Source organism: Canibacter zhoujuaniae (genome assembly GCF_011752005.1).
Taxonomy (GTDB): Bacteria; Actinomycetota; Actinomycetes; order Actinomycetales; family Microbacteriaceae; genus Canibacter; species Canibacter zhoujuaniae.
The window spans coordinates 1-26,203 of record NZ_JAAIJZ010000002.1; the positions used below are offsets into that span (position 1 = coordinate 1).

The window sequence follows — 26,203 nt, forward strand, 5'->3', positions numbered from 1 at the left end:
GGTTCTTTTCGCCAGATACTTCGTCACCGTCGTTGATTCCGTCACCGTCGGTGTCAGGGTTGGTTGGGTTGGTGCCCAGTTCCTTTTCCTGACCGTCGGTCAGCCCGTCACCATCAGTGTCTGGGTTCTTCGGATCGGTGCCCAGAGCCTGCTCTTCTTCGTCAGTGAGACCGTCGCCGTCGTCGTCGGTGTCAGTAACGTCAGGAGTGCCGTCACCATCGGTGTCAAGCTGGAACCTAGCGTTTACGCGGTCAGTTACAGCACCAGAATCAGCAGGATAGGTGACAACAACCGGAACAGTGAACTCTTCCGTGTCAGCACCATCTTTACCAGCAGGATTTGTGACTACAGTAATCACACCGGTGTTCGGATCGATTGAAACCTTGAACCCGGCTGGAGCCTCAAAGCCACCATCGATAGCGAAGACTGTGCCCTCAGGGTAGTCATCACCTTCATTGGTTGGTGTCACAGAGGTTTCCTGACCCGCAGGAACGATGGTCACTGGATACATTGGACGCGGATCCAGTGGCTGCTCATCAGGAACAACAGTTACAACAACCTTTGCTGTATCGGTTGTGCCATCAGGGTAGGTAATGGTGACGGTTTCTTCAATTACATCACCAGGGTTGCTGCCAGCAGGAATGGTCACGGTCACGGTGCCGGTCTCAGGATCGACAGTGACAGGTGAGTTCTCAGGAACCTCAAACTTAGTTCCTGCAGGAACATCCTTGTCACCGGTCTGCTCGACTGTGACAGTATCACCGCTCTTACCTGTTGCAGGGTCGTATCCCGGGTCGTGCTGGTCGCTCTGTTTCGGAGCCTCAGCAGGAACGTCAGAAACGTTCAGAGTTACCGACACTGTCTCAGAGGTGCCGTCTGGGTAGGTTACCTTGACCTCTACAACGTACGGGGTGTCAGAGTCAACGTTTGGAGCAGTGCCGGTAATAGCACCATTCTCGTCAACTGTGAGGCCTGGGATACCCGCATTGTTTACGATCTCGAACTTGGTTCCCTCAGGCAGTGCAGGGTCAGAGGTTGGCGCAGGAACAGTAATAGGAGCGCCCTCATTCACCGTTACTTCTGGATAAACAGGCTGGTATGTATCCACATCAGCAGGTTTAGTGATCTCGAACTTTGCCTCACCTGTTGTTGTTGTGCCGTCAGCAAAGGTTACAACAACTGGAACCGTAATTTCGGTGCCAGGCGCAGCATCAGCAGGTGGAACAACGGTTACCTCACCGGTCTTTGGATCGATTGTTGCGGTCCAACCCTCAGGAGCTTTAAAGGTTTCCGGAATCGAGAATGGATTCTCGGCAGCCAGCTTTGGATCCAAAGCGTCTGCAGAAATACGTTCTTCTTCTTCCGTGGTGGTTAGGTCAAAGCCCTTAACTGGAGAAGTCAGGGTTTCGCCTGGCTTACCGGTTACCTCGTCATAGATAGGCTTGTGCCCAACAACTACCGTGTATGAGTCAACAGCGTAAGCTTCGCCGCGCTCACTGGTTTCTTTATTAACCGGGTAAAGGGTTGCGTTGTAGATAGTTGTCTTTGTCAGATTCTTATCTGTTTCCAGTGGGAATGAAGGGATCGTTCCGTCTGGGCCAGCAGCAACAAGCGGACCGGTTGCAACAACCCGGCCTGTTTCGGCTTCAGTCCACTCAATCTGGTAAACCTTACCGTCAACGAACTGGGTAGGCAGGCCAGAGGTAATAGTCTGCGCGACATCACCCGGTACGCCAGAGTTCAGATCGCCTTCGCCATCGCTAACTCGGAAATCTGCATAGTCTGGGTAGACAGCCATATCCGCATTGTTGATGCCGTTGTACAGCGAAAGGTTTGCCCAACCAGCACCGAGTGCGTTGTAAGCGGTTTCGCTCAGGTAACCGTTTGCCATCCATGGTGTGCCGACAGCAATGCCATCAGAGAGGTTTGTTGAGACAAAAACCCAGGCGGTGTTGATGTGCTTTGTGGTGCGGCCACCAAGGGTTGCAACGTCACCACCGCTTGTCGCCCAGCGACCGTCGGTCGGCAGCTCAGCAACAGTGTTGAAACGCTCGTTCTCTGTTGGGCCAGCGAAGTTTCCTACGTTATCCCATGCGACACCGTATGTGCCCGAGAACTGCAGCGTGTAACGTCCACGGTTGTCGGTTATCGCAGATACTGTTTCTGCGATCCACTTCTCTTTACCCTCAGCAGCGATCTGGCGGCGAATCCAGTCCTGCAGCTTTGCTTCATTATCCATGTTCCAGCTTGCATCACGGACCTTGCCGTCAGAGCCGAAAGTGCGTGGATCTTCAGCGTAAATCTTAGAGAGAGCGTAGTCGGAGAGGTAAGAACCGTAAACGGTTACGTTATCAGCGCCGACATCTGCACCGTTAGGTGAGTAGCGCGGAATGAGACCGCCGGTCCAGCCGGTTGGAGCAACAAGCTTCGAGAGCTCCCAACGGATTTGACCTTTAACCTGGCCAGCACCGTCAGCTGCCGGGGTTGCTTTGACAGCGTCGAGGTTGTGCATGGCGTCATTCTGAGGCTTGAGGCCGTAACGAATGTGTGCACCGGTGACGATGTCATTGCCGATACCAGCATGCACCTCAGTGTCGTATGTATAGGTTGGAGGGCCAAACTGGCCGTTCATGTAGTTTGCAAGCTGCGTCAGATTGCCCTTGTCAGGGTTATCTGCCCAGACGCGCCACTTTTCGCCCTCTGGGAGGTTAGGATCTGCATCAAAATGGTAGGTCTTACCTGCAGCGGTGGTGAAGTCAGCCAGTTTGATGAAGTACTCACCGGCTGCGTTGGTTGTGGTGGTGTAAATAGGGGAGACAGTCCCGTCTTTTTCCTTCCACTGAGCGTAGACGCGCACACCTTCAAGAGGGATCGCGCGCATTTTCGCGTCGTTTTTGCTGTCTACCGCGAAGCCACCATAGCGCTGCACAAAAACCTGACCTGAGATGGTCTGGCTGCCGTCAGAGTTTGATGGGGACTCAATGGCATCAGGGTATTTAGCAGCCTGACCGCTGTAGGTGTAGCGCTGCTCATCAGCGCCTGTCTGATAGACGTTGTCAGGGTTGAAACCGGGGTAGCTTACCCCGACCTCGGCAGGATTATCAGGGGAGGAAGCGTAAGCAACTCCCCCGGCGCCCACACTGAGGCTTCCAACCACTAAAGCAGCTACACCACAGGTAGCTGTGAGCTTCAGGCGTGAAAAACGCCATCTGCTCGAAGAATAATTATTTTCCCTCATCACAGATGAGATCCTTTCTTTAATCGGGGGTGGGGGCGTCGCGAACCAAATACGGGCACACTTCTGCCCCATGCGGGTAGCGACTCGTACCAAGTAAACCAGTTTTCGGCTCTGTCTGCAAATGATCAACTGAGACGCTTCGGGGGGGGGGGGATCACTGCAATTGCCACCCTTGTAGATAGCGCTATTGCAGGCTTTTTACCGGGCAGCGGTGCGGATCTACGCCCTGTAGATTAGCGAACTACTGGCCTTGGGCCGCAGCCTTCTCAAGCGCCAGTTTAAGGAAGTCGCGCGCCGGAGTGTCAGCCGCAGAGGGCTTACCCGCGTAGGCGCCGCGGTACTTGGCAGCAGGGTGGCGCTCGTCCACATACTTGTTGCCCGCACCAAAGAGGCTCTCACGCAGGGTTGAGCCCTCGTAGGTGGTGCGGTAGCGGCCGCGCTTCTGCAGTTCGGGAACGACAAACTCTACGAAATCCTCGAAAGAGCCGGGGGAAACATGGTAGGCCAGGTTAATGCCGTCCAGGCCGCCCTCATCAATCCATTTTTCCAACTCATCTGCGACGGTTTGGGCAGAACCCACCAGAACCGCGCCCATGCCGCCGGTGGCACAGTGCTCGGCGATGTCCTTGCGGGTCCACTCCTTCTCCTTGTCCTGCAGGGTGAAGGGGGTCAGGAATGACTGAATAGACTCGGTTTCAACGTATTTGAGAGCCTCGTCCTCATCGAACTGATCCAAATCAACGCCGCTCCAGCCGCCGATAATGCCTTGAGATGCCTCAATGTCCTGGTACTTAAGATATTCGGCATATTTGGCCTGAGCCTTCTCGTCTGTCTCGTCTACAACAACGGAAAGCATGGCCAGAATCTTCACATCATCGCGCTTACGGCCGGCCTTCTCGGTTGCGTTGCGGATGCGCTCGGTCAGCACCTTGGTCAGGTGGGGGCGCAGGGCGGTAATAAAGATAGCTTCGGCGTGCTGGCCCGAGAAAGCCTGGCCGCGCGAGGAGGCACCGGCCTGGAAAATAACGGGAGTGCGCTGCGGGGAAGGTTCGGTCAGAGCGATACCGGGCACCTGGAAGTATTTTCCCTTGTGCAGAATAGGGTGAACCTTTGAGGAATCAGCAAAGATGCCTTTTTCGCGGTCGCGGGGCACAGCGTCGTCTTCCCAGGAGCCCTCCCACAGCTTGTAGCAGACATCGAGGAACTCTTCGGCAATCTCATAGCGCTCATCGTGGTCAATCTGACCGGGCAGGCCCTGGTTTTCAGCAGCAGACTGCAGGTAGGAGGTCACCACGTTGAAGCCCACACGACCACCGGTCAGGTGATCTAGGGTGGAGTAGGAGCGGGCCAGAGTATAGGGCTGGTTGTAGGTGACAGCGGCGGTAACGCCAAAGCCCAGGTGCTCGGTGACAGCTGCCATAGCAGAAATCTGCAGGAAGGGATCGCCCACAGGAACCTGGGCGCCATCATTCAGCACGGGAGCTACGGAATCTTTGTAGACATCGTAGACGCCGACCACATCAGCGATAAAAATTGCGTCAAACAGACCCTTTTCGCACACCTTAGCTAGGTCTGTCCAGTATTTAATGGTGTTGTACTCATCAGCACGGTTGCGGGGGTGACGCCACAGGCCAAAACTCTGGTGGCTGGGAGTGGTCATATCAAAAGCGTTGACGACAATGCGCTTCTTCTCGGTCATAGCGCCGGGCCCTTTCACAGCTGGTGGTTAGCCCTCCGCGCCCGTGCTGCCACCGGTGCCCTTACCCAAGGTAAAAGCACCGAGCTTTCGCGAAGGTGGCGCCTGGTTGCGCCGTACTTGCATTCCTGCCTGATCCTCATCTGGGGCACCCCGCTACGGGAGAGGGTTGCCGCCCAACTAGCCAGAGCTTGATGTTGGGACTCTTGATCTCGAGATTTACTGTAGCCCACACAGCCCACTAGAGGAGCTTATGTTTCACTTTGTTACGTTCGCTGACGAAGTTAGCCACCCCTCACCGATTGGTCCGGCAGAGGTTACCGCCGACCATATGAGCGGAGCATCTGCGCAAGTAAGGCGGTCATCTGCCGAGTATAAAGCGGAGGTGATAGTGGAGCGGGTGACGAGAATCGAACTCGCGCTCTCAGCTTGGGAAGCTGATGTTCTACCATTGAACTACACCCGCAATCTGCGTAGGACGCAAAATCTAGGGTATCAGATAGTAGAAATTCTGAAATAAAATTTTATGCCGCCCGGTGTGTGGAGAGCATGGAGTGTGGTGTTTGAGAAGTGCCGAAAACTCGGCCCAGAGCGGCACTTCATCCGATGAATTGCGCGCAACTTCCGCGTAAGTACGCGGAAAAATACTTCATCAGATGATGATGCGCTTGGCCTATGCCATGCTCTATGGTGATTGGTATGACAGCGTTTTCTCAGGAAGTAATTCAGGCAGTGCTAACGCACATGAACGACGATCACAATGATGACTGTTTGCTCATTGCGCGAGCATTCGGATACCCTGACGCAACCGAAGCAAAAATGGTGGGCCTTGACACTAACTCCGGCACTTGGCGGGTTGTGAACCCGGCTGGTGAGCACCAGCTGCGCGTTGAGTGGCCGTGTGGCGTGATTAGTGAGCGTGCAGAAATCCGCCGGGAAATTGTTGCGCTATATGAAGAGGCCTGCAAAAAAACCGGCACTGCGCCGCGGGGCAGCGAAACTGCTAGCAGCGAAAACCCGCACGCAGGCGGTTATAGTGCGCCGCACGGCCACCACGGTGGTGGCAACCACGGCGGTGCCCACCACGGTCACCCGGGCAAAAAACAGCCCGCGCCGCTGCCAGACGATGCTCCTTTTTCGGCGGTTGTGCGCCATCGCAGCTGGGGCTTCCACTCAGATAGTGAGGGTGCGAGCTTTATGGCAGATATTATGCGTGGGCAGGCGCCGCTGCAGGACTACATCGACCTTGTCGCACAGCACTACTATATGTATGCCGCGCTCGAAGAGGTAACTACCCTGCTCGCGCAGGAAGACGCTACCCGGCCGTTTATTTCTGAAGAGCTGCTGCGCATGAGTGCGCTCGAAGCAGACTTAGAGCATCTGATCGGTGATGACTGGCGCGAGAAGATTGCGCCGGTGCCAGCGGTTACCGAATACACAAATCGGATTCGTAAATGCGGTGCAGAAGGCTACCTGCCGGGCATCGTCGCACACCACTACACCCGCTACCTCGGCGATCTGTCGGGTGGGCAGATGATCGCGAGGCGGATGCGGAAGCAGCACGGCTTCGAGCATGCGGGGGTTGAATTCTATGAATTCAATAGCATCCCAGACCTTGACGCCTTTAAGAACGAGTATCGTGCAAACCTCGACGCCCTCGGGGAAACGCTCGATGCGGCAGGGCACGAAAGGTTCCTCGATGAGGTGCGGATGGCCTATGAGTTCAACACAGCCGTGTTTAACGACCTGGCAGCCGTTAAAGCGGAAGCAGTAACCCGCGCTACTAGACGTCACGCGACGCTTTAATCGCCGAGCGACAGCTGTGTGCGCATAAACCTTTGCACATTCTGGTCGACGATAACATCACTCGGCTTTAGCGGCCTGGTGAGATAGAGCCCCTCGATTGAGCGCACACGGCTTAACGCTACATAGGTCTGCCCGGCGCTAAAGGCTCTAGGGCCGAGGTCAACAATCGCTCTATCGTATGTGTGCCCCTGCGATTTATGGATCGTGACGGCCCACGCTAGCCGCAGCGGGAACTGTTCAAACTCCGCCGCAACTTCGCGCTCGAGTTTGCCGAGTTCTGCGTCGTAGGTGTATTGAAACCGCTCCCAGACGGTTGGCTCAACCTCGTGCTCCTCGTGGTCAATCTCAACCCAGACGTTACCGGCGATGCGCGATACAACACCGATTGTGCCGTTAACCCAGCGCCCATCGGGATCGTTGCGTAAAAACATCACCTGCGCCCCCACTTTCAGCTCTAGGGTTTCATCGGCGGGGAAGGAGTGCTGCTTAAATTCGCCTGTAATCTCTGCCCGTGCCTTTAAGGTGCGCCCGGGCAGCTCAGCAAGCCGTGCGGCATTAATACGATTCACTGTGGCGTTTGTGGTTGCGAGGGTTATAACGCCGGTAGCGGGTGCCGGGCGACAGCCTGCGGCGTTTATTTCTTCCGCCATATCTGCGGTTACCCGCCCCTCACGCAGCGCCGACAGAATCTCTTTAAAGCGCCCGTCTTTTTGGCGGTGCACCTCATTCAATTCGATAACTGACACTGCAGCTGTCTCCCACACCTTGGCGTCAAAAAACCAGAGCGAACGGTAGGTGTCTTTCATATATGCGCGTTCGTGTTCGTCACGGGGCACCACGGGCGGCAGCTGATACGGGTCGCCGAACATCACAATCTGGCACCCACCAAACGGGTCAAAGGGTTTGCGCCGCGCGAGACGGAGGGCGCGATCGATGCCGTCCATCAGATCTGCCGAAACCATCGAAATCTCATCGATCACCAGCAGCTCAATAGCTGCGAGCATCTTTTTTAAGTCGCGACTCTGAGTTAGCTCATGATCGGCTATAACCCCCACGGGCAGGCGCAGCAGCGAGTGAATTGTTTGACCGCCGACGCCAAGCGCAGCAACACCTGTCGGGGCGCAAATCGCTATTTGTTTCGACGTGTGTCGCGCAAGGTGCTGCAGCAGCGTCGATTTGCCGGTGCCAGCCTTGCCGGTAATGAAGAGGTGCTCGTTTGACAGTTCGATACGCTCAAAAACCGCTTGCTGCGCGGCGCTGAGTTTCACCTTCTTTTTGCGAGCCACGTCTCTCCTTAGTTGCAGGCCATTCTTAAATGCTATCTTTCTAGTTTGCGGATCCGCGGTAGGGCTTGAAACTTCAGTGGTTTTTCGCGCGATCCGCACCATTTCTGAGAACCAGCTTAAAGTTGAGTCAAATTCGCTCAACTTTTGTGAATCTGGCTTGACAAGTGGTGTGCCGCACGTAAACTTGAGTGTGTAAGGCTCAAGTCTGTGAGCCGTTTCGACAAAAGGAGAAAATATGTCACGCGCAGTAGGCATTGACCTCGGCACTACAAACTCAGTAGTTTCAGTTCTTGAGGGTGGCGAGCCAAAGGTAATCGCGAACGCTGAGGGCGCTCGCACAACACCATCAATTGTTGCCTTCACAAAAGACGGTGAAGTGCTCGTCGGTGAAACCGCTAAGCGTCAGGCGGTCACAAACGTCGACCGCACCCTCGCTTCGGTAAAGCGCCACATGGGCACCGACTGGACGATCGACATCGACGACAAGAAGTACACCCCGCAGGAGATTTCCGCGCGCACGCTGATGAAGCTGAAGCGCGACGCTGAAACCTATCTTGGTGACAAGGTGACAGACGCCGTTATCACCGTCCCCGCATACTTTAACGACGCAGAGCGTCAGGCAACCAAAGAAGCCGGTGAGATCGCAGGTCTGAACGTGCTTCGCATTGTGAACGAGCCAACCGCTGCCGCGCTCGCATATGGCCTTGACAAGGGTAAAGAAGACGAGCTGATTCTTGTTTTCGACCTCGGCGGCGGCACCTTCGACGTCTCACTGCTCGAAGTTGGTAAGGACGACGACCTCTCTACCATTCAGGTGCGCGCAACCAGCGGTGACAACCGACTCGGTGGTGACGACTGGGATCAGCGCATCGTAGACTGGCTCATCAACCAGCTCAAGAGCGCATCCGGGGTTGATGTTTCAACCGACAAAATTGCGCTGCAGCGTCTGAAGGAAGCCGCTGAGCAGGCAAAGAAAGAGCTGTCAACCTCAAGCAGCACCAACATTCAGCTGCCATACCTCTCACTAACTCCAGAGGGGCCGGTAAACCTGGACGAGACACTGACCCGTGCAAAGTTTGAGGAGCTCACCAAAGACCTGCTCGAACGCACTAAGAAGCCGTTTAACGATGTTATTGCTGAAGCTGGCGTGAGCGTAAACGACATCGCCCACGTTGTGCTCGTTGGTGGCTCAACCCGTATGCCAGCAGTGACCGAGCTCGTGAAGCAGCTGACCGGCGGCAAAGAGCCAAACAAGGGTGTAAACCCTGATGAGGTTGTGGCTGTTGGTGCTGCGCTGCAGGCGGGCGTGCTAAAGGGTGAGCGCAAGGATGTGCTGCTTATCGACGTCACCCCACTGTCTCTCGGTATTGAGACCAAGGGCGGCATCATGACCAAGCTCATCAAGCGCAACACCGCGATCCCAACCAAGCGGTCAGAAACATTCACCACCGCAGAAGACAACCAGCCATCGGTTTCGATTCAGGTTTTCCAGGGTGAGCGTGAATTCACCCGCGACAACAAGAACCTTGGCACCTTCGAGCTGACAGGGATCGCACCTGCGCCGCGTGGTATTCCACAGATCGAGGTAACCTTCGATATCGACGCGAACGGTATTGTGCAGGTGAGCGCGAAAGACAAGGGCACCGGCAAGGAGCAGACGATCACCATCTCGGGAGGGTCTAGCCTGTCACAGGAAGACATCGACCGCATGGTCAAGGAAGCTGAAGAGCACGCAGCTGAAGATCAGAAGCGTCGCGAAGCAGCTGAGAACCGCAACAGCGCAGAGCAGCTTGCATACTCAGTTGACAAGCTCATCTCAGAGAATGAAGACAAGCTGCCAGAAGACGTGAAGTCTGAGGTTTCAGCAGACCTGAAAGCGCTAAAGGATGCGCTCGCAGGAGATGACGACGACGCTGTTAAGACAGCAGCAGATAAGCTCGCAGAGAGCCAGACCAAGCTCGGTCAGGCAATCTACGCCGCAGCGCAAGAGGAAGCGGCCGCTGAGGGTGCTGCTGAGGGCGCAACTGACGAAGACGTAGTCGACGCAGAGGTTGTTGACGACGAGGGAGAGCAGAAGTAAATCATGACTAATGAGGAACAGCGCCCAGAGGGCGAAGAGGTTCCTCAGGCTGAGGGGCCGGCGGCAGACGCTACCGGCCCTGCGGCGCATGAGGAACAGACAGCAGACGGCGCAAACAGTGCTGACTTTACGGTTGCAGACATTCTCGACGCGGAACAGACCGCTGAAGCAAAAGCAGCGGGCGCACAGACAGCAAACGATGCGGCAGAGGCAGTAGCTGACGAAGAAGCCGCAGATCCGCAAGAAAATCCGTATTTGGAGGATCTGCGCCGCCTCACCGCGGAGTATGCAAACTACCGCAAGCGCACCGAGGCGAACGCTGAAATCGAGCGCGACCGGGCAAAGGCGAGCATCGTGCTGTCACTGCTGGGTGTGCTCGACGACTTCGATCGGGCAGAGCAGCACGGAGACCTGCCGGAGGGCAGCGCCGTTGCCGCTATCGCCCAGAAGCTGCGCACAACGCTCGAGAAAATGGGGCTGGTTGCTTTCGGCGAAAAAGGAGAGCAGTTTGACCCGCAGCAGCACGAAGCAATTGCGCAGGTGCCTGTGCCCGGGCAGGAGCCAAACACTGTGCTTGATGTTGTGGAGCGTGGCTATCGCCTAGGAAACGTTGAGCTGCGCCCCGCAAAAGTAGCGGTGGTGGCTGCAGATGGCTAGTCAGGATTGGTTAGAGAAAGACTTTTATAAAGTCTTAGGCGTCGATAAAGACGTTTCAGATAAAGAGCTAACCAAGAAGTATCACAAGCTGGCGCACAAGTACCACCCGGACTCAAATCCGGGCGATGCGGCGGCCGAGGCGAAGTTTAAAGACATCAGCGAAGCATATTCGGTGCTGTCAGACAAACAGCAGCGGCAGGAGTACGATCAGATTCGCGCGATGGGTGCGGGCGGAGCGCGCTTCAGCCAGGGTGCCGGCGGCTTTGAGGATATTTTCGGCGGCATGTTCGGCGGGGGCGCGAGGCGCGGTGCTCCAAACGGCTCGACGAGCTATGAAGACCTGTTCAACATGTTTGGCGGCGGAGGTGGCGGAGGTTTCGGGTTTGCGCCGACTCCGGGGCGCGATATTGCGGCCAACACCACGGTGAGTTTCCGCTCAGCGGTTGCCGGTGACACCATTACGCTCAACACGCAGCACGGCCAGATAAAGGTGCGGATCCCCGCGGGTATTGCCGACGGGAAAAAGATCAAAGTGCGCGGCAAGGGCGAGCCGAGCCCGAACGGCGGGCCGGCCGGCAACCTGGTGCTAACTGTGAAAGTGCGCCCGCACCCGGTGTGGGAGCGCGACGGAAAAAACCTGCGGGTGAAGGTGCCGATCACCTTTACTGAAGCGGTTTTCGGTGCCACTATCGAGGTGCCAACTCTAGACGGCGAAACCGTGAAACTCAAGATCGCACCGCACACTCCGAGCGGTCGCGTGCTGCGCGTTAAAGGCCGCGGCATCGCTGCTGACGGTGGCACAGGCGATCTGCTGGCAGAGGTGCAGGTGGTTGTGCCATCGCACTTAAGCGATGAGCAGGAGCAGGCACTTGCGGCTTTCCGCGAGGTTGAGCCAAAAGAAAACCCGCGTGACGATCTGCTCGCGCGCGCGAAAGCCTAAGCGAGGTGTTGTTGGATGGCTGACGAACGCATGAATCGGTATTCGCCGATTTTCCCGATCGCGCAGGCCGCTGAGCTCAGCGACATGCATCCGCAAACTCTGCGGCAGTACGACCGGATCGGCCTGGTCAGCCCGCAACGCACCAGAGGTAACACCCGGCGATACTCACTGCACGATATTGAACAGCTGCGCCAGATTCAACAGCTCTCTAACGAGGGCTTGAGTTTGGAGGGTATTCGCCGGGTACTCACCCTGCAAAATGAGGTTGGGCGCCTCGAGCAGCGCGTGCGAGAGCTTGAAAGAGCGCTGGCCGATGCGGTGGTGGGTAGTGAACGCCGTGTGTTTGCAGCCGGTACCGGCGGAGAGGTTGTGAGCGTCAGTCGCGGCACACGCGTGCGCAGAAAAACTGAATTAGTGGTGTGGCGACCCCAGCCTAGGCTCTAGACTGTAACAGTTATGACTGAAACCCGCACCGAGCCGTTGAAAATATTAGTAGGCTGTGACACTTTTACACCAAACATTAACGGCGCCGCCCGTTTTGCCGAGCGTTTAGCTGCGGGATTAGTGGAGCGGGGTCACGATGTGCACATCGCTGCGCCGGCAGCCACTTTCACAACCCACGGCCGCTACCGAGAGGTGGTCGAAGGGCAAGAGATGACAGTGCACCGTCTGCCTTCCTGGCGGCTTTTGATGCATGAGTGGGTGCGCTTTGTGCTGCCCTGGCGCGTTGACCACTATGTGCGGCAGTTGCTTGATTCTGTGCAACCTGATGTGATCCATATTCAGTCGCACATTATTATCGGTCGTGCACTCTCGAAGGAAGCAAAAAAGCGAGGGATTCGCCTTATTGCAACCAACCATGTGATGCCAGAGAACATTGTGGATCTGTGGAGTATGCCGCTGTGGCTGCGCCGGCTGTGCGTAAAGTGGGGCTGGCATGATGCTGACAGTGTGTTGCGCCGTGCCGATGGGATCACCACCCCAACAAGGCGTGCCGCTGACTTCTTAGAGCGCTCAACACCCCGCACAGGGGTGCTGCCCGTCAGCTGCGGCCTTGACGCGAGCCAGTACGTTGCAGACCTGAGCGAGCGCACCGAAAAGCGTGTCGTGTTTGTTGGGCGCATGACGCAAGAGAAACACGTTGACGTGCTGCTGCGCGCAGTTGCGCGGTTAGACGCAGAGGTCGGGCTCGATTTGGTGGGCCCCGGCGATCAGCTGCCGGCGCTCGAGAAGCTCGCCAGCGAGCTGGGTGTGCGGGAGCGAGTGGTGTTCCACGGCCGCGCCAGTGACGAAACGCTGCGTGCAACACTCACCAAGGGGTCGGTGTTTGCTATTGCGTCAATTGCTGAGCTGCAGTCGATCGCAACGATGGAGGCAATGGCTTCGGGGCTGCCAATTGTTGCGGCAAACGCCATGGCACTGCCGCATCTGGTGACGGTTGGTCAGAACGGTTTTCTCTTTGAGCCGCGCGACGACGCTGAGCTGGCGACGCATCTCAAGCACATTCTGTCTCTGCCACACGAAGAATTTCAGGCGATGCAAAAGGCTTCGTTAGAGGCTGTCAAAGTGCACGACATCAATAACACGCTCGACAGGTTTGAAGAACTCTACCGCGGCTAGTTTGCGGGTTTAGAAACCCCAGCTAGTGGTTTGGGGAGTGTCAGACGACGGTTTAGAACGCCGGGCACTAGCTCGGAAGTATCAACCGATATTTTAGAAGCGCCAAACAACTGCTTGGAAGCCAGCAGGTGGGTTCGGTGTGAACTTCGTGTTTTCGCTCACGAGCCCCGACCCGCCAGGGTTGTTAGACTCGATGATCTGCAGGGTGCCGTCGTCGTTTACACCGGTGACAAGCATAGTGTGCACGCCCGCAGCCCAGCTGTGCGGTGAAGCAATGTATTCGTATTGAATAACGTCACCGGGCATCGCTGCAGAGATCGGTAGGCGGGTTGCGTTCTGGTAGTTATTGACCGGAGTGCCGCCGTGCACCCATGCGCCGCCACCAGCGTTAATCCAACGCTTTGCGCTAATCAGGCACTCACCGGGCTGATTCCAACCGGTTGGGCGGCTCGTGCCGATCTCAGAGCGAGCCTGCGCGATAGCGGCCTTTACATCGAAGTGGTGACCGACAACCAGTGAGTCGGTTGAGATTGCAACAGAGAGCGCGTCAAGTGATTCAGATGCGAGGTCGCTATCTACTGTCACGAGTGTTTGTCCGGTGGTTGCAGCAAAAGCTGTTTCAGGATCTTCGTTACCGGCGTATGCGTTGGCTGGAGCGGTTGCGAAGCTGAGAGTGAACGCAGCAATAATTGCAACGACGCTACCTTTTGACGCTCGACGCATGCTTGTTCCTCCTGAAGTGTTAGCTTCGTGGTTTTCGTAAGAGAATTAAACCAACTCGATAATTATCTGTTACTTCTTCGTTATAAAGCAAGTTATCAAACTGTTATTTTAAAAATAGTATTCTGACCGGGTGTTTTCACGCAGTCACAGAGCTGCTTCGAGAGCAGCTGCGAGCTCCAAAAGCGCAAAATCAGAGTTTTTGTGACCAATCAGTTGCACGCTTGCGGGCGCAGCATCATCCACCGCAGCGGCAGGCAACACAGGCATAGCAAGCGCCGGGGCACCCACAACATTCACTATCGACGTGAAGGGAGACCACTCACACTGCGCAATAAAATTTTGCGCCGGAGCTAACGCCTCAAAGCATCCAACCGGCTTTGCGTCACCCGCAAGTGTTGGGGTGAGCAGCACATCATAGGCAGACCACTGCGCGGCAACCTCGCGCGCAAAGACCTGCAGCTGTGCAATTGTTGCGGCGCGCTGATCCGCCCCGATCCCTGCACCTGCCTCCCAGGAATATCTCGCATAAGCCGTAAACTGCGCAAGCTGCTCCGCAGAAAACTCTGTCTGCGCGAACTGCGACTGCCACAGCGTAGAAAACAGGCGCAGATAGTGCGGCGGATACTTAATATCAGCGTGCACAACTGTATGACCGAGCGCCTCCAAAGCCTCTGCGACATGCGAAACTGCGGCGAGGTAGTTGTCGGCAACGCGAATATCTAAGTCGTGGGCGAAGGGGGAGGCGAGACTGACCCCGATGCGCAATTTCTTTGCCCTGAGCAAACCGTCTGCAGCCATTGCAGGCGCACTGCTAGGAGCGATCGCCTGAAAGAGCAGCTTCGCATCAGCGCTAGAGCGCGCCAACACACCAGACACAGTAAGCGGCAGCGTCGCACTCTCAGCACGCTGATCAGTGGGCACAAAACCGCGAGTCGGCTTCAACCCCACAAGCCCACAGCAGGCCGCCGGAATGCGGATCGAGCCCCCGCCATCGCTGCCCGGCGCGACCGGCAGCATACCTGTGGCAACCGCCGCAGCAGCACCCCCGCTCGAACCGCCGGCCGTCAACTGCGGATCAAAGGGGCTGCGCGCGGGCTGCGCGACGAGATTTTCTGCATAGCCGGTCAACCCAAACTCAGAGGTTTGCGTTTTACCCAAGTTCACCGCGCCAGCGCTGCGTAACACAGCGGGGAGCGGATCGTCCTGCGCGGCAGGCGCAGCAGCAAACGCCAGGGAGCCGTAAGTTGTTGGTGCGCCAGCGACAGCGACCAAATCCTTATGAGCTAACGGCAAACCCCACAGCGCGGGAAGCGGCCTCGCAGGGTGCGCCGCGCGCTCGCGGTCTAGAGCCGCTGCCTCTTCACACGCCAGCTCGGCTTGTGTAGAAACAAAGGCGCCATATTTCGGGTTTAAAACGTCGATGCGTGAGAGGTAGTGCTCGGTGGCTTCCGCAGCCGACACAGCTCCCGTTTTTAAGAGATGCGAAAGCTCGGTGGCGCTAGTTTTGTTTAAATCCAAGATGCTGCCCGATAAGTTCACCAATTTCAGCCATATTAGCCAGCACGGCATCACGATTTTCAGTGTCGGTCTGCCACTGCGCGATAGCTGCGTAAGCAACGCGTCGCTCACGATTCATAACCAACCCGACATCAGCACGCGCCGACCCAATTGTGCCGGTTTTGTTCCAGAACCAAATATCGCGATCGTAGGCGTAGTGCGCTAGTGGGTCGAGGTTAAACGGTTGCGCGACCATTGAGAGATCAGCGCCCGCACCCAACCAGCGCTGCAAAATATCGGAGCTGCTCTCACTCAAATCTTCGGCGTTAGCAAGTCGCGTCACGAAACGCACCAGCTCTTCGGCGTTGCCAACGCTTAACTGTTGCGGCTTGTGCACCGGTCTCGGCCAGCGCACAACATCGTTGAGTCGGCTGTGTTTGTAACCAAGACTGCTAGCGTGCTCCCGCACAGTTTCGATGCCGAGCACACGGGTCAGAGTGTTGGTTGCTGCGTTGTCACTGAAAGCACCGATGAGCACCGCGACATCGTAAAGAGAGAGCGTGTTTTGCTGCATCAAATACCACAGGCCAGAGTCATCGATCTGCTCAAACGGTTGACGAGTGACGGTCTCTTCCAGCTTGCGAGTGCCAGCATCCACCTCGTGTAGGAGGCGGTGTAGCAAAAACAATTTACCGATCGAGGCGGTGGCCAGCACAGTTTGCGGATCAGCGCTAAACAGTTCTGCACCCGAATCAATATCTTTAACCAGCACCGACCACTGCGTGCCAAAGTCGCGATTTAGTTCAATAACCACGTGATTTTCCTCTCACAAACTGTTTGCAACAGTTAAATTGCAGTCACCGACAATAGCAGAGAGTGTGCCCGGCACGTTTAGCGGGGTTGAAAGTGCATTTGGATCGTGCCCAAAACTCTGCTCCCACAAAACTGGGATCTCTAAGTCGCTGAGATACTCTGCCAGAAGAGCCTTCACTTCAAGCAGATCCCAGCCGCAGTCGTGCCAAGATCCGAGCACGATACCCGCCGCACTCTTGAGGCGCCCCCAACGCTGCAGTTGTATTAGCAGGTTGTCAATTCGGTAAGTTTCTTCGTCTATATCTTCTAAGAAGAGAATATCGCCGCTTTGAAAAGTAGATTCAGGGGCGCCAATAGCCGCAGCCAGCAGGCTCAAATTGCCGCCGGTGAAGTTGCCTGTGGCTGTGCCCTCGGTTTTCCCGGGCACAAGCACCTCAGTTTGCGGGCCCACGAGGGTGCGGCCACCCCACGGTTCAAACAACCAGCGCTGCACATCTTGGCGAATGCTTTCGGAGTTTTTGAACACATCGTTAGTGGCCATCGGGCTAAAGAGGGTGGGCACGTTTAGATGGTGGCGCCAAGCCTCGTGCAGGGCAGTGATGTCACTGGAGCCTGTTAGCAGTTTGGGGCGCCCGTCACGCCGCACAGAGTGCGCCCGCATGAACTGCCAGTCGATGCCGTCAAGCAGACGCATCGCACCATAACCGCCGCGTGCGCACACAACAGCGTCCACGTCCGGGTTTGCCCAGGCAGCCATGAGATCGGCGCGCCGCACCGCGTCAGACCCGGCCAAATAGCTTGCACGCGGATGCTTTGCGAAAAGATGCTCACTGAAAATAACATGCAACCCCCAGTCTCGATAAAACTGGGCGCCTATTTCTGCTGCCTCGGCGGTGCCGGGGCCGGAAGGTGAAACAATCGCAACCGTGTCACCCGGCTGCAGCGGAGCGCTGTTTAGGTAAGCCGCACGTAAATCCACTGTTTCACGTGAAACATCTAGTGTTTGAGTCATTATGGGTTTTCGTTGATGCTCGGAGCAGCAGCCAGCAGCTGCTGCGTGTAAGGGTGGCTGGGGTGCAGGAGGACGTCAGCGGTGGGGCCAAACTCAACAATTTCACCCTGATACATCACGGCAACAGTGTCGGCGATGTTCCAGGCCAAGCCGAGATCGTGCGTAATCACCAGTGCTGACAGCCCGAGATTTTCGCGCAGCGAGAGCAGCAGGCCGAGAATTTCACCGCGCACTGAGGCATCGAGAGAAGCGACAGGTTCATCGGCTACCAATAGCTCCGGGTCGAGCGCCAGCGCACCAGCAATAACCACACGCTGTCGTTGACCGCCGCTCAATTCCTGCGGGATCGCTCCGAAAAATTTTTCCGGCGGTGTTAGCTCTGCGTCTGTGAGCGCCTGCGCAACCCGCTCCCGCTCGTTTACATCGAGACGCTGCACGCGCAACCCCTCTGCAACCAGCTCATAAACACTCAGTTTCGGGTTGAGTGCTGCCGCGGGATCCTGGAACACCAGCTGTGCATCACGCCTAAAACGTTTGAGTTCGCGGCGGTTGGTGGGAATCGGAGATCCTTTAAAGGTGATAGTGCTGCCCTGATCGGCCGCCTGCAAACCGAGCAGGGTGCGTGCGAGGGTCGATTTACCCGATCCAGACTGGCCAACCAGCGCCATAATCTCACCCTGATGCAGCGTGAGATTAACGTTTTTAACCGCCCGATTGAGCTTCCCGCCGGTGCGGTAGGTGACGCTCACATTCTCTGCCTGAAGCAGCACGTCATCGCTCGGTCCGGCGACAAAACTGCGCTCCTCAAACTCATCACCCAAGTAGCGAGTAACGGGGCGCAGCCGAGAGTTTGGATCGCCGATAACCGGGAAAGCCGCCGCCAACTTTTGCGTGTAGGCCTCGCGCGGGTTATTACAAATCTCGTACGCCGGGCCCACCTCTACCAGCTCACCGTTGCGCATCACCGCGATGCGCTCGCACGTGGTTGCCAGCACAGAGAGGTCGTGCGAAATCATCAGCAGCGAGATGCCGCGCTCGCGCACAAGCACAGAAAGCATATCGAGAATTTGCTTCTGCACAATCACATCAAGCGCGGTTGTTGGCTCGTCAGCGATGATGATATCGGGCTCACAGGCGAGCGCCATCGCAATCATAATGCGCTGCTTCTGACCGCCGCTCAACTCGTGCGGATACGATTTTGCCTTAACAGCCGGCAGATCAACAATCTCTAAGAGCTCAGCCAGACGCTGTTGACGCAGCGCCGCAGTCTGCCACTTATCGGTGACATGTAGCTCGAGCGCTTCAATAATCTGTTGCCCTACTGTGCGAACGGGATTCAGTGAGTGCATAGCACCCTGAAAGATGATTGACGCCTCCGCCCAGCGCACCGCGCGCATTTCACCGAAATTGAGAGTTGCGATGTCTGTGTCGCCGATCAGCACCCGACCTGTTAGCTTTGCCGATTTCGGCAGCAGACGCAGCACAGACATAATCAGGGTTGATTTACCGGATCCGCTCTCACCCGCGATGCCGAGAGTGCTGCCGGCGGGCACAGTGAGTGAGATATTTTTTACCGCCGCAACCTCACCGCGCGCAGCGTGCTTAGCGGTTGCGCTCCCGGAAGTGCGATAGGTGATGGAAACGTCGTCAAAAACGAGGTCTGGCATTAGCGGCTCCTCAACGTTGGATTGACGATAGTTTCAACTGCGCGCCCGATCAGTGTGAAGGCGAGCACAACCGAAACGATAGCGAGACCCGGGATTAAGACATACCACCAGTAACCGCTGGTAGCCGCAGAAACGTCCATCGAATTGCGAAGGATCGTGCCCCAAGACTGCTTGGTGGTATCGCCCAAACCTAAGAAGGCGAGCGTTGACTCAGCGATAATAGCCGACCCAACAGTTAGCGTCGTGTTTGCGAGCACGAGCGGCAGCACGCCGGGGAAAATATGCTTCAAAATAATGTGCCAGTGGCCGGCACCTAAGGCTTTGGCTCGCTCAACATAGTCTCGGGTAGAGATCGTCAGAGCCTGCGACCGCACAACGCGCGCAGTGCCCGCCCAGGAGGTGACACCGATCGCGATAATAATTGTCAGCATTCCGCGGCTCATTACGCTCGACAGCACAATCGCCAGAATAAGGCTGGGAAGCACAAGGAAAAAGTCAATAATGCGCATCCAGAGAGAGGCGATCCACCCCTGAAAATAACCGGCGGCGATGCCCACAAGTGTGCCGATAACCATCGACATTGCTGTCGCAGAGAGCCCCACGATAAGCGAGGATCGGGCACCCCACACCATGCGCACCAAAAGATCACGAGAGAGATGATCCGTACCAAAAGGATGCTCAAGCGAGGGCGGCGCAAAACGCTGGTTGTTTAGCTGTGTGACATCGAGCAGATGCGCTGGTGTAATCACCGGGGCAAGCAGAGCTATCAGACTAACCGCAAGCAGAAAGATGAAGCCAGCCATCCCGGCACGATTCTTAGCGAAGCTTTTACAGAAATCGATTAAGGCGACCCTGCGGCGTTGTGCGGCAATGCTGCTCATGCGTGCCTCACTCTCGGATCAAGTCTGCGATAGACCAGATCGGCAATTAGATTCATGAAAATGATAATGGCGGAAAAAACCACGAAAGTGCCCTGCAAGAGTGGCAGATCCGGGCCGCTGAGCGCTTCATAGGTGAGCTTGCCGAGACCCGGCCAAGAGAACACCGCCTCAACAGTGACAGCGCCGCCGATGAGCCCGCCAATGTGCAGAAAAACAAGAGTGACGGTCGGTAACAGGGCGTTTGGCACCGCATGACGGCGGCGCACAAGATCTTCACGCAGCCCCTTCGCGCGGGCGGTTGTGAGATAGTCCGCGTTCATTTCCTCGATCAAACTGGAGCGCATCACCATCAGGTATTGCGCATAGATCACAGCAACAAGAGTTGTGACGGGGAGCACAAGGTGCTGAGCTACATCAAGCACAACTGAGAGCGGATCTGTGCCGGCTGACAGCGAGCGCATGCCCCCTGTCGGGAACCATTTGAGGGTGCCGCCAAAAATCATCAGCAGGATCAAACCAAGCCAGAAGGTTGGCACTGACCAGAAGACGAGGGAGGTGGTTGAGGCGAGCTTGTCAAAGAGACTGCCACGCTTCCAAGCGGCTTTTTGCCCCAGCCAGAGACCGAGTATGATCGCGATTACGGCAGCGGTGGCGGTGAGCAGAATAGTGTTCCAGAAATACTGCCCAATCAGCTCTGACACCGGCTTGCGATACACGTAGCTCTCACCGAAATTGAGAGTGAAAACGTTTGTTAGATAGTCAACAAACTGCTGCCAGAAGGGTTTGTCAAGGCCGTACTGCTCACGCAGGATCGCAATCTGCTCGGCGCCAAGGTTTTGCTCGCGTGCGATCCGCGAAATAGGATCACCGGGCAGCAGCTTGAAAAAGAAAAACCCGAGCAGGATCACCATCGCAAGGCTGATGAGCGCGCCGCCGATTTTATTGGCTAGGTAACGCCAAAAACTATTGTCGCGCGCCGGCTCTTCCGCGTGCGCGCTGGTTGCAATTGCCGATGTCGACGGTGGTACCACATTTGACATAGGAGTCTCTCCTGGAGGGGAAGCGGTAACGCGGGTGCTCACAGCCTGAGTCGTGAGCACCCGAGAGTGTTACTCGACGTCTGCGGCTTTCTTCTTACGAACTGCAAGAAGTCCACCGATACCGGCAACGGCAGCTACCGCCAGAGCGATCCAGAGGACACTGCTGGCACCGCCAGAGTTACCGGTGTCTGCGCTGTTATCAGCGGCGCCAACCGGCTCGACGAGCAGATAACCCCAGTAACCTACGTGGTTTGCAATCACGCCGTCCTTGCTTGGCTGCAGACCGAAGTTCTGGAAGCGATCCGAACGATACGCCTCAAGCTGATTCTGGTACCACAGTGTGACCTGGGTGGCTGCCTCATAGTGCATTGCGAGCATCTTGTGCACTATTTCTGCGCGCGCTTTTTCATCGAGCTCAGTGAGCTGCTGCTGGTAGAGCTTATCGAACTCAGGATTAGTAAAACCGTCTTGTGAGGTGCCGCCTGAGCCGTCCGTTTTAGTCGGGCGGGCAGCGCTGGTGTTAATGCTCAGCTGGTAGTTAGGATCCGGGTTGATTGACCAGCCGGATATGTACATGTCGTAGTTACCGGCATCAGTGTTGGCACTCAGAGTGTCACTATCGGTTGACTCAACAGTCATTTCGATGCCAACACTGCGCAACCACGGCCCGAGATACTCACCGATTGACTGCGCGTTAGAGTCTGTTGCGTCAACATTTAACTTGATTGCCAGACGCTGACCGTCTTTTTCGCGAATACCGTCTGCGCCCTCAACCCAGCCAGCATCATCAAGCTGTTTCTTTGCTGCCTCTGGGTTAAAGCTCTCAATTACCGGATCGTTAGCTGGCAGCGCCCAGGTTGCGTAAGAGGCAGGAATGAAGCTGGTTGCTTTTGTGCCCTGACCTTCGAGCACCTTATCAAGCAGGGTGTCGATATCGACCGCTTTGCGGATAGCCTGGCGCACCTGAAGGTCGCGCAGCGGCTCACTCACCGTGCCATATGGAGTGCCGTCAACGGTTTCATACCCTGGATTCAGGTAGAGAGCAGTGTAACGGCGCCCATGCCCAGAGTGGGTTGTGATGCCGTCTTGATTCTGGAGCGCATTGAACTGGCTTGGTGTCAGACCACTGACAAGGTCAACATTTCCGGCGCGCAAAGCCTGCACCTGCGCGTCAGAGTCGGTGTAGTAAATGTAGTGGATCTTGTCGATATTTGGTGTTTGACGCCAGTAGTGCTTGTTGGCAACCAGCTCAAGGCTCTCATTGGCTGCGTATTTGGTGAGCTGGAAGGGCCCTGAGCCAACCACGTCTGAGTCGTTTGCAAAGGTAGACGGATCGTCGAGCTTTGACCAGATATGCTCTGGCACAATCGGCACCTCAACCCCAGGGTTCGGGGCTTGCGCCGCCTTCAGAGTGATTACGAATGTGTGATCATCGGGAGCCTCGATGCTCTCGAAGTTTTCGACCCTGTCGCCGTTAGCGACAGCCATTTCGGGCACAGTCATGATCTGGTTGTAAGTCCAGTAGATGTCTTTCGCAGTGATTGGCTCACCGTCTGTCCAGGTCATGCCCTTGCGGATCTTGAAAGTCCAAACTTTGCCCGTATCATCAGTTTCCCAGCTTTCAGCAAGGCCGGGAACCGGCTCCCCACCGTCTTGTGAGTAGGCCACAAGGTTTTCGTACTGATAACGGTTGGTGTTGGTGGGCAGCAGGTAAACAGAGGTGAACGGGTTAAAAGAGTCTACAAATCCCGCGGTTGCAATGCGCAGGGTGGTTGCGTCGCTTGCTTCATCTGCCGCTACGAATGCGCCGCCTGTTGCGTAAGAGGCTGTCGCTCCGACTGTCCCGAAAGCGACAGCCGCAGTCGCACACGCGGCGAGAGCGCGGAAGAAGCGAGATTTCGTGGTGTTTACCATGTTTCTTCCCTTCAAGGTCAACAACCGCACATCGTTGTGTAGGCGGCTGATTTCCCAATGCTATTAGGCTTTATTGTTTGTTATCAACCTGAGGCGCAGCGCGCAACAGAGCTGTAATCAAGTCGATACGTTCCCACAGTGACTCAACCAGGATATGTTCATGCACTGCATGGGCACCTGCGCCGCGCGGCCCAAACCCGTCAGCGCTTGGAAAACCGGCCGCTCCTGTGAAGTTTGTGTCACCGGCACCGGCAGCGGGGGCACACTCAATCTCTTGGCCAACTCTGTCAGCCGCACTGCTGATGCGGTCAAGCAGCGCGTGCTCTTTTTTGCCAGGCTCCCAAGTTGGGCGCCGTGACAGGATCTCCACCGCAACTTCGGCTTCATCATGGGTCGGCTCTAAATGCGTGAGAGCGTCAAGCACCTGCTCTTCAGAGGCGGAGTCAAAAAACCGTAACCCGATTTCGGTTGAAGCCTCGTCTGCCACCACATTTGCCCGCTCGCCGCCTGATATCTGCCCGACGTTACATAGCACTGGCTGCACCGCAGGATCCGCGGTTATTTCTCGCACCCGCAGAAGCTGATCAACAAGCTCATCGATTGCATTAACACCGTTTTCAGGATCGAGCGCCGCGTGCGCTGCGCGCCCCTGCGTGCTCAACCGCATACGCACACTGCCGCGCCGACCAACTTTCAGCGCACCATCCGGATGCGGTGATTCAAACCCCAACACAGCCTTTGCGCCCGCACAGGTTTCGAGCAGCAGCTCTTTGGTTGTGGGCGATCCAACCTCTTCATCACAAACCAGCACAACGCGCACAGCCTGATGCGTGGTGTCACGCAACCGTGCGAGCGCGGTTAGCATGACGACGATCCCGGCCTTCATATCGTAAACTCCCGGACCGGAAATTTTTTCTGGCGAGATGCGCAGCGGCACCTTTTCAGCGAGAGTGCCCAGCGGCCACACCGTGTCAGTGTGCCCCAACAGCACAAAAGGTTTGCCGAGACCGGCAAAATCGGCAACCAAACTTGTGCCCATCGCAGTATCAATCAGCTTAACTGTGCCGCCGATGCGGGTGAATTCGCGCTTAAGCAACTGCGCAATTTTAGCGCTTTGAGTGGTGTCGCCCGTTGGTGTTTCGATAGTGACCAGCTTGGTGAGCAACTCGATCGGATCAAAATCTAAATCAGCGACTGTTGCACCCTGCATATGAGATCTCCGCGCTATCATTGAGCTGTTATCGACACTGAAGTCTAGATTAGTAGGGTTTTTAATGAGCGTTGGGAAGCCACTCGGGCTTAGCGCGGATGCGGCTTTAACTGCCGCAGCAGCAGCCGGAGAGCTGGATCTTTCCGGCTTTGCCCCCGCAGGTTTTAAGTGTCGCCAGCTCGTCAAACACGCAGACTTAAAACGTGCCTCGCAACTTTACACCGAGGTTTTTAAATACAGCGACGCAACCCTGTTTCTAAATCCGTATCTGCTCAGCGCTCTGTCACAAAATGGCGGATCGACCGTCGGCGTTTTTGCTGGCCGAGACTTAATCGGTTTCGCATACGGTTTTCCTGCTGTGACCGGCGGAAAAAATAATATTCCCGGAACGGTATATCACTATTCGCAGGCCGCTGTTGTGGCCGAAAGTCATCACGGTGCGGGAATCGGGAAAGCTCTGAAACTCGCGCAAGCAGAGGTTGCGCGCGCCTGGGGCTGCACCGAAATGCGGTGGACCTTTGACCCGAAGCTAACCCGCAATGCGCGCTTTAACTTCAACGGGCTTGGCGCCACTGGTATCGCATATTTAGACGACTACTACCGCACAACAAACAGTGATCGCATTCTCGTTTCTTGGGATCTTAGCGCGCATGAAACAGGGCAAACAGATGCGCGAACTGCGGCGCTTAAGAGCCTGCGCAGTGAGTATCCACCAGAACTAACGGCCTTGAATTGGGCTTTTGCGGCTGAAATTGATGCGCATGAACTGGCCAGCCAGAACGCGGTTGCTAGTGCCTGCTGGGTGCCGGTGCCGGCGAACCTCGGCAGCATCGATAACAGTAATGATCCGGCGGCACCCGACCCTGAGCACATTGCGCAGCAACTGCGTGCCACACTGACCGCACTGTTTGCCGATGGATACCAGCTGATTGCGTGCAATCGCCGTGAAGACACCGCCGCTTATCTTGCAGTTAAGTGGCGCAACGAAGACTAGGGAAGGCGCTTAAGAATGCCGAAAATTACCGGAGTTTCACTGTTTGAAGTGCGGTTGCCGCTGCGGCATGAGTTTGAGACCAGCTCACACCGTAAAACCTCACTCACACACATTCTCGTTGCCTTACAAGACGGCGCGGGCAACACCGGCTGGGGTGAGATCGCAAGCCCCGCAGATCCTTTCTTTTGTGCGGAAACAAACGACACCGCTTGGCTTATTGCTGAAAAATACTTCGCTAAACAGCTTGTTGGGGTGGAGTTTGAGACTCCGTACGAATTTGAAAAAAACTGGGCAAAGATCCGCGGTAACGAGTTCGTAAAATCCGGATTCTCAATTGCCGGCTGGGATCTTTTCGCAAAAGCGGCGGGAGTCTCTTTGGCAGCCGCGCTCGGTGGTGAGCGTGAGCGGGTGCAGGCTGGTGTGTCGCTCGGCATCGAAACCAGCATTGACGCGCTCCTGACAGAGGTTGAAAAGCACGTTGCAGCAGGCTATGAGCGTGTGAAACTAAAAATTGCGCCGGGGTGGGATCTCGAGCCAACTCGAGCTGTGCGGGGTGCCTTCCCGGCAGTGGATGTTCACGTTGATGCTAACGCAGTTTATGAGCCGGGCGAGGCAGCATTTGCGCTGTTTAAACAGCTTGACAAATTAGAGCTCACGATGTTTGAGCAGCCCTTTGCGCAGCGCGATTTTCTGTCACACGCCGAACTGCAAAAACGTGTAGCAACACCGGTTTGTCTGGACGAATCGGTGGTGTCTCTCGACGACTTAAGACTGGCGCACGCACTCAACGCTATCGGGGTTTTAAATATTAAAGTGTCGCGCATGGGAGGGCTGACAGTGGCTCGCGCCGCGCACGATTTTGCTGTCGAAGTGGGGATCCCGGTGTGGTGTGGTGGAATGCACGAGTTTGGCATCGGTCGTGCAGCGAACGTCGCGCTCTCAGCGCTGCCGGGATTTACTCTGCCGTCAGATGTGTCAGCGTCTGAGAAATACTATCGCGAAGACATTATCGATCCGGTTGTGACCGCCAACGGTGGGATGGTGACCGTGCCGAGCGGGGCGGGGATCGGCCATGCGGTGCGTGAACAGATGGTGCGAGACTTGGCGCTTAGAGTTTTGGAAGTGTAAC

The 26,203-nt window shown here is 56.2% G+C and carries 20 protein-coding genes, 1 tRNA gene and 1 riboswitch; of the genes, 8 read left to right on the forward strand and 13 right to left on the reverse strand.

Translation table 11 applies throughout. From position 1 onward, the window contains the following. The 3 genes from HCR00_RS03880 to HCR00_RS03890 form a co-directional block, all read right to left on the reverse strand. On the reverse strand, positions 1-3,238 hold a 3,238-nt coding region (locus HCR00_RS03880), incomplete at its 3' end, for a YPDG domain-containing protein (protein WP_243854540.1). Positions 3,239-3,479: 241 nt separating this feature from the next. Beyond that, on the reverse strand, positions 3,480-4,898 hold the full coding sequence (locus HCR00_RS03885; protein ID WP_243854541.1) for an LLM class flavin-dependent oxidoreductase: 1,419 nt from the start codon (positions 4,896-4,898) through the stop codon (positions 3,480-3,482). A 147-nt stretch (positions 4,899-5,045) separates the two neighbouring features. Continuing rightward, a riboswitch (SAM riboswitch) is annotated at positions 5,046-5,146 on the reverse strand. Between the two features lie 180 nt (positions 5,147-5,326). Next, a tRNA-Gly gene (locus HCR00_RS03890) sits at positions 5,327-5,400 on the reverse strand. A gap of 233 nt (positions 5,401-5,633) precedes the next feature. On the opposite strand from HCR00_RS03890, the gene HCR00_RS03895 reads away from it, so the two are divergent. Next, positions 5,634-6,740 carry a biliverdin-producing heme oxygenase gene (locus tag HCR00_RS03895; RefSeq protein WP_166986319.1) on the forward strand — a complete coding sequence of 369 codons (1,107 nt, stop codon included), beginning with the start codon at positions 5,634-5,636 and terminating at the stop codon, positions 6,738-6,740. Here the strand turns inward: HCR00_RS03895 and HCR00_RS03900 are convergent. Continuing rightward, complete coding sequence (locus HCR00_RS03900; protein WP_243854542.1) at positions 6,737-8,026, reverse strand: ATP-dependent DNA helicase; 1,290 nt, start codon at positions 8,024-8,026, stop codon at positions 6,737-6,739. The two genes, HCR00_RS03895 and HCR00_RS03900, sit on opposite strands and share 4 nt — an antisense overlap. A 235-nt stretch (positions 8,027-8,261) precedes the next feature. Here HCR00_RS03900 and dnaK point away from each other — a divergent pair, with 235 nt between their 5' ends. Genes dnaK through HCR00_RS03925 form a run of 5 tightly spaced genes read left to right on the forward strand, consistent with a single transcriptional unit; the run spans position 8,262 to position 13,323 of the window. Continuing rightward, positions 8,262-10,106 carry a molecular chaperone DnaK gene (dnaK, locus tag HCR00_RS03905; protein WP_166986316.1) on the forward strand — a complete coding sequence of 615 codons (1,845 nt, stop codon included), beginning with the start codon at positions 8,262-8,264 and terminating at the stop codon, positions 10,104-10,106. 3 nt (positions 10,107-10,109) lie between these two features. Further along, positions 10,110-10,763: a nucleotide exchange factor GrpE gene (locus tag HCR00_RS03910; protein WP_166986313.1), complete on the forward strand. Its 654-nt coding sequence runs from the start codon at positions 10,110-10,112 to the stop codon at positions 10,761-10,763. Then, positions 10,756-11,703, forward strand: a complete 948-nt coding sequence (locus HCR00_RS03915; RefSeq protein WP_166986310.1) for a DnaJ C-terminal domain-containing protein — start codon at positions 10,756-10,758, stop codon at positions 11,701-11,703. The genes HCR00_RS03910 and HCR00_RS03915 overlap by 8 nt, the downstream gene beginning before the upstream one ends. Positions 11,704-11,718: 15 nt before the next feature. Further along, a complete protein-coding gene (locus HCR00_RS03920) occupies positions 11,719-12,147 on the forward strand; it encodes a heat shock protein transcriptional repressor HspR (protein ID WP_243854543.1) in 429 nt (142 codons plus the stop codon). Positions 12,148-12,159: 12 nt separating this feature from the next. Beyond that, on the forward strand, positions 12,160-13,323 hold the full coding sequence (locus HCR00_RS03925; protein WP_166986307.1) for a glycosyltransferase: 1,164 nt from the start codon (positions 12,160-12,162) through the stop codon (positions 13,321-13,323). Between the two features lie 93 nt (positions 13,324-13,416). Here HCR00_RS03925 and HCR00_RS03930 read toward each other — a convergent pair whose 3' ends face one another. The 9 genes from HCR00_RS03930 to HCR00_RS03970 all read right to left on the reverse strand — a co-directional run bounded on the left by HCR00_RS03930 (position 13,417) and on the right by HCR00_RS03970 (position 24,080). Then, positions 13,417-14,046, reverse strand: coding sequence for a lipase (locus HCR00_RS03930; protein ID WP_166986303.1), 630 nt, complete (start codon positions 14,044-14,046; stop codon positions 13,417-13,419). 144 nt (positions 14,047-14,190) lie between these two features. Then, positions 14,191-15,585, reverse strand: coding sequence for an amidase (locus HCR00_RS03935; RefSeq protein ID WP_243854560.1), 1,395 nt, complete (start codon positions 15,583-15,585; stop codon positions 14,191-14,193). Further along, positions 15,545-16,357 carry a serine hydrolase gene (locus HCR00_RS03940; RefSeq protein ID WP_166986297.1) on the reverse strand — a complete coding sequence of 271 codons (813 nt, stop codon included), beginning with the start codon at positions 16,355-16,357 and terminating at the stop codon, positions 15,545-15,547. Before HCR00_RS03940 ends, HCR00_RS03935 begins: the two co-directional genes overlap by 41 nt. A gap of 12 nt (positions 16,358-16,369) precedes the next feature. After that, the gene (locus tag HCR00_RS03945; protein ID WP_166986294.1) at positions 16,370-17,368 is read right to left on the reverse strand and encodes a S66 peptidase family protein; all 999 of its coding nucleotides are present in this window, start codon (positions 17,366-17,368) and stop codon (positions 16,370-16,372) included. Beyond that, positions 17,368-19,035, reverse strand: a complete 1,668-nt coding sequence (gene nikE / locus HCR00_RS03950; RefSeq protein ID WP_166986291.1) for a nickel ABC transporter ATP-binding protein NikE — start codon at positions 19,033-19,035, stop codon at positions 17,368-17,370. Before nikE ends, HCR00_RS03945 begins: the two co-directional genes overlap by 1 nt. Beyond that, complete coding sequence (locus HCR00_RS03955; RefSeq protein WP_167143012.1) at positions 19,035-19,916, reverse strand: ABC transporter permease; 882 nt, start codon at positions 19,914-19,916, stop codon at positions 19,035-19,037. The genes nikE and HCR00_RS03955 overlap by 1 nt, the downstream gene beginning before the upstream one ends. Further along, entirely contained in the window at positions 19,913-20,956 is a 1,044-nt protein-coding gene (locus HCR00_RS03960; RefSeq protein ID WP_167143015.1) for an ABC transporter permease, read from the reverse strand. The genes HCR00_RS03955 and HCR00_RS03960 overlap by 4 nt, the downstream gene beginning before the upstream one ends. Before the next feature lie 69 nt (positions 20,957-21,025). Beyond that, the gene (locus HCR00_RS03965; RefSeq protein ID WP_167143018.1) at positions 21,026-22,870 is read right to left on the reverse strand and encodes an ABC transporter substrate-binding protein; all 1,845 of its coding nucleotides are present in this window, start codon (positions 22,868-22,870) and stop codon (positions 21,026-21,028) included. A gap of 70 nt (positions 22,871-22,940) precedes the next feature. Beyond that, complete coding sequence (locus HCR00_RS03970) at positions 22,941-24,080, reverse strand: M20/M25/M40 family metallo-hydrolase (RefSeq protein WP_167143020.1); 1,140 nt, start codon at positions 24,078-24,080, stop codon at positions 22,941-22,943. Positions 24,081-24,144: 64 nt separating this feature from the next. Here HCR00_RS03970 and HCR00_RS03975 point away from each other — a divergent pair, with 64 nt between their 5' ends. Continuing rightward, positions 24,145-25,074: a GNAT family N-acetyltransferase gene (locus HCR00_RS03975; protein ID WP_167143023.1), complete on the forward strand. Its 930-nt coding sequence runs from the start codon at positions 24,145-24,147 to the stop codon at positions 25,072-25,074. A gap of 15 nt (positions 25,075-25,089) precedes the next feature. Next, a complete protein-coding gene (gene menC, locus HCR00_RS03980) occupies positions 25,090-26,202 on the forward strand; it encodes an o-succinylbenzoate synthase (RefSeq protein ID WP_167143026.1) in 1,113 nt (370 codons plus the stop codon). Position 26,203 lies beyond the last annotated feature (1 nt).

Bases quoted from the DNA above. Each gene is read 5' to 3' on its own strand.
- HCR00_RS03885 (WP_243854541.1), bottom strand. From the start codon at position 4,898: ATGACCACTCCCAGCCACCAGAGTTTTGGCCTGTGGCGTCACCCCCGC.
- HCR00_RS03895 (WP_166986319.1), top strand. From the start codon at position 5,634: ATGACAGCGTTTTCTCAGGAAGTAATTCAGGCAGTGCTAACGCACATG.
- dnaK (WP_166986316.1), top strand. From the start codon at position 8,262: ATGTCACGCGCAGTAGGCATTGACCTCGGCACTACAAACTCAGTAGTT.
- HCR00_RS03910 (WP_166986313.1), top strand. From the start codon at position 10,110: ATGACTAATGAGGAACAGCGCCCAGAGGGCGAAGAGGTTCCTCAGGCT.
- HCR00_RS03915 (WP_166986310.1), top strand. From the start codon at position 10,756: ATGGCTAGTCAGGATTGGTTAGAGAAAGACTTTTATAAAGTCTTAGGC.
- HCR00_RS03920 (WP_243854543.1), top strand. From the start codon at position 11,719: ATGGCTGACGAACGCATGAATCGGTATTCGCCGATTTTCCCGATCGCG.
- HCR00_RS03925 (WP_166986307.1), top strand. From the start codon at position 12,160: ATGACTGAAACCCGCACCGAGCCGTTGAAAATATTAGTAGGCTGTGAC.
- HCR00_RS03930 (WP_166986303.1), bottom strand. From the start codon at position 14,046: ATGCGTCGAGCGTCAAAAGGTAGCGTCGTTGCAATTATTGCTGCGTTC.
- HCR00_RS03945 (WP_166986294.1), bottom strand. From the start codon at position 17,368: ATGACTCAAACACTAGATGTTTCACGTGAAACAGTGGATTTACGTGCG.
- nikE (WP_166986291.1), bottom strand. From the start codon at position 19,035: ATGCCAGACCTCGTTTTTGACGACGTTTCCATCACCTATCGCACTTCC.
- HCR00_RS03955 (WP_167143012.1), bottom strand. From the start codon at position 19,916: ATGAGCAGCATTGCCGCACAACGCCGCAGGGTCGCCTTAATCGATTTC.
- HCR00_RS03960 (WP_167143015.1), bottom strand. From the start codon at position 20,956: ATGTCAAATGTGGTACCACCGTCGACATCGGCAATTGCAACCAGCGCG.
- HCR00_RS03965 (WP_167143018.1), bottom strand. From the start codon at position 22,870: ATGGTAAACACCACGAAATCTCGCTTCTTCCGCGCTCTCGCCGCGTGT.
- HCR00_RS03970 (WP_167143020.1), bottom strand. From the start codon at position 24,080: ATGCAGGGTGCAACAGTCGCTGATTTAGATTTTGATCCGATCGAGTTG.
- HCR00_RS03975 (WP_167143023.1), top strand. From the start codon at position 24,145: ATGAGCGTTGGGAAGCCACTCGGGCTTAGCGCGGATGCGGCTTTAACT.
- menC (WP_167143026.1), top strand. From the start codon at position 25,090: ATGCCGAAAATTACCGGAGTTTCACTGTTTGAAGTGCGGTTGCCGCTG.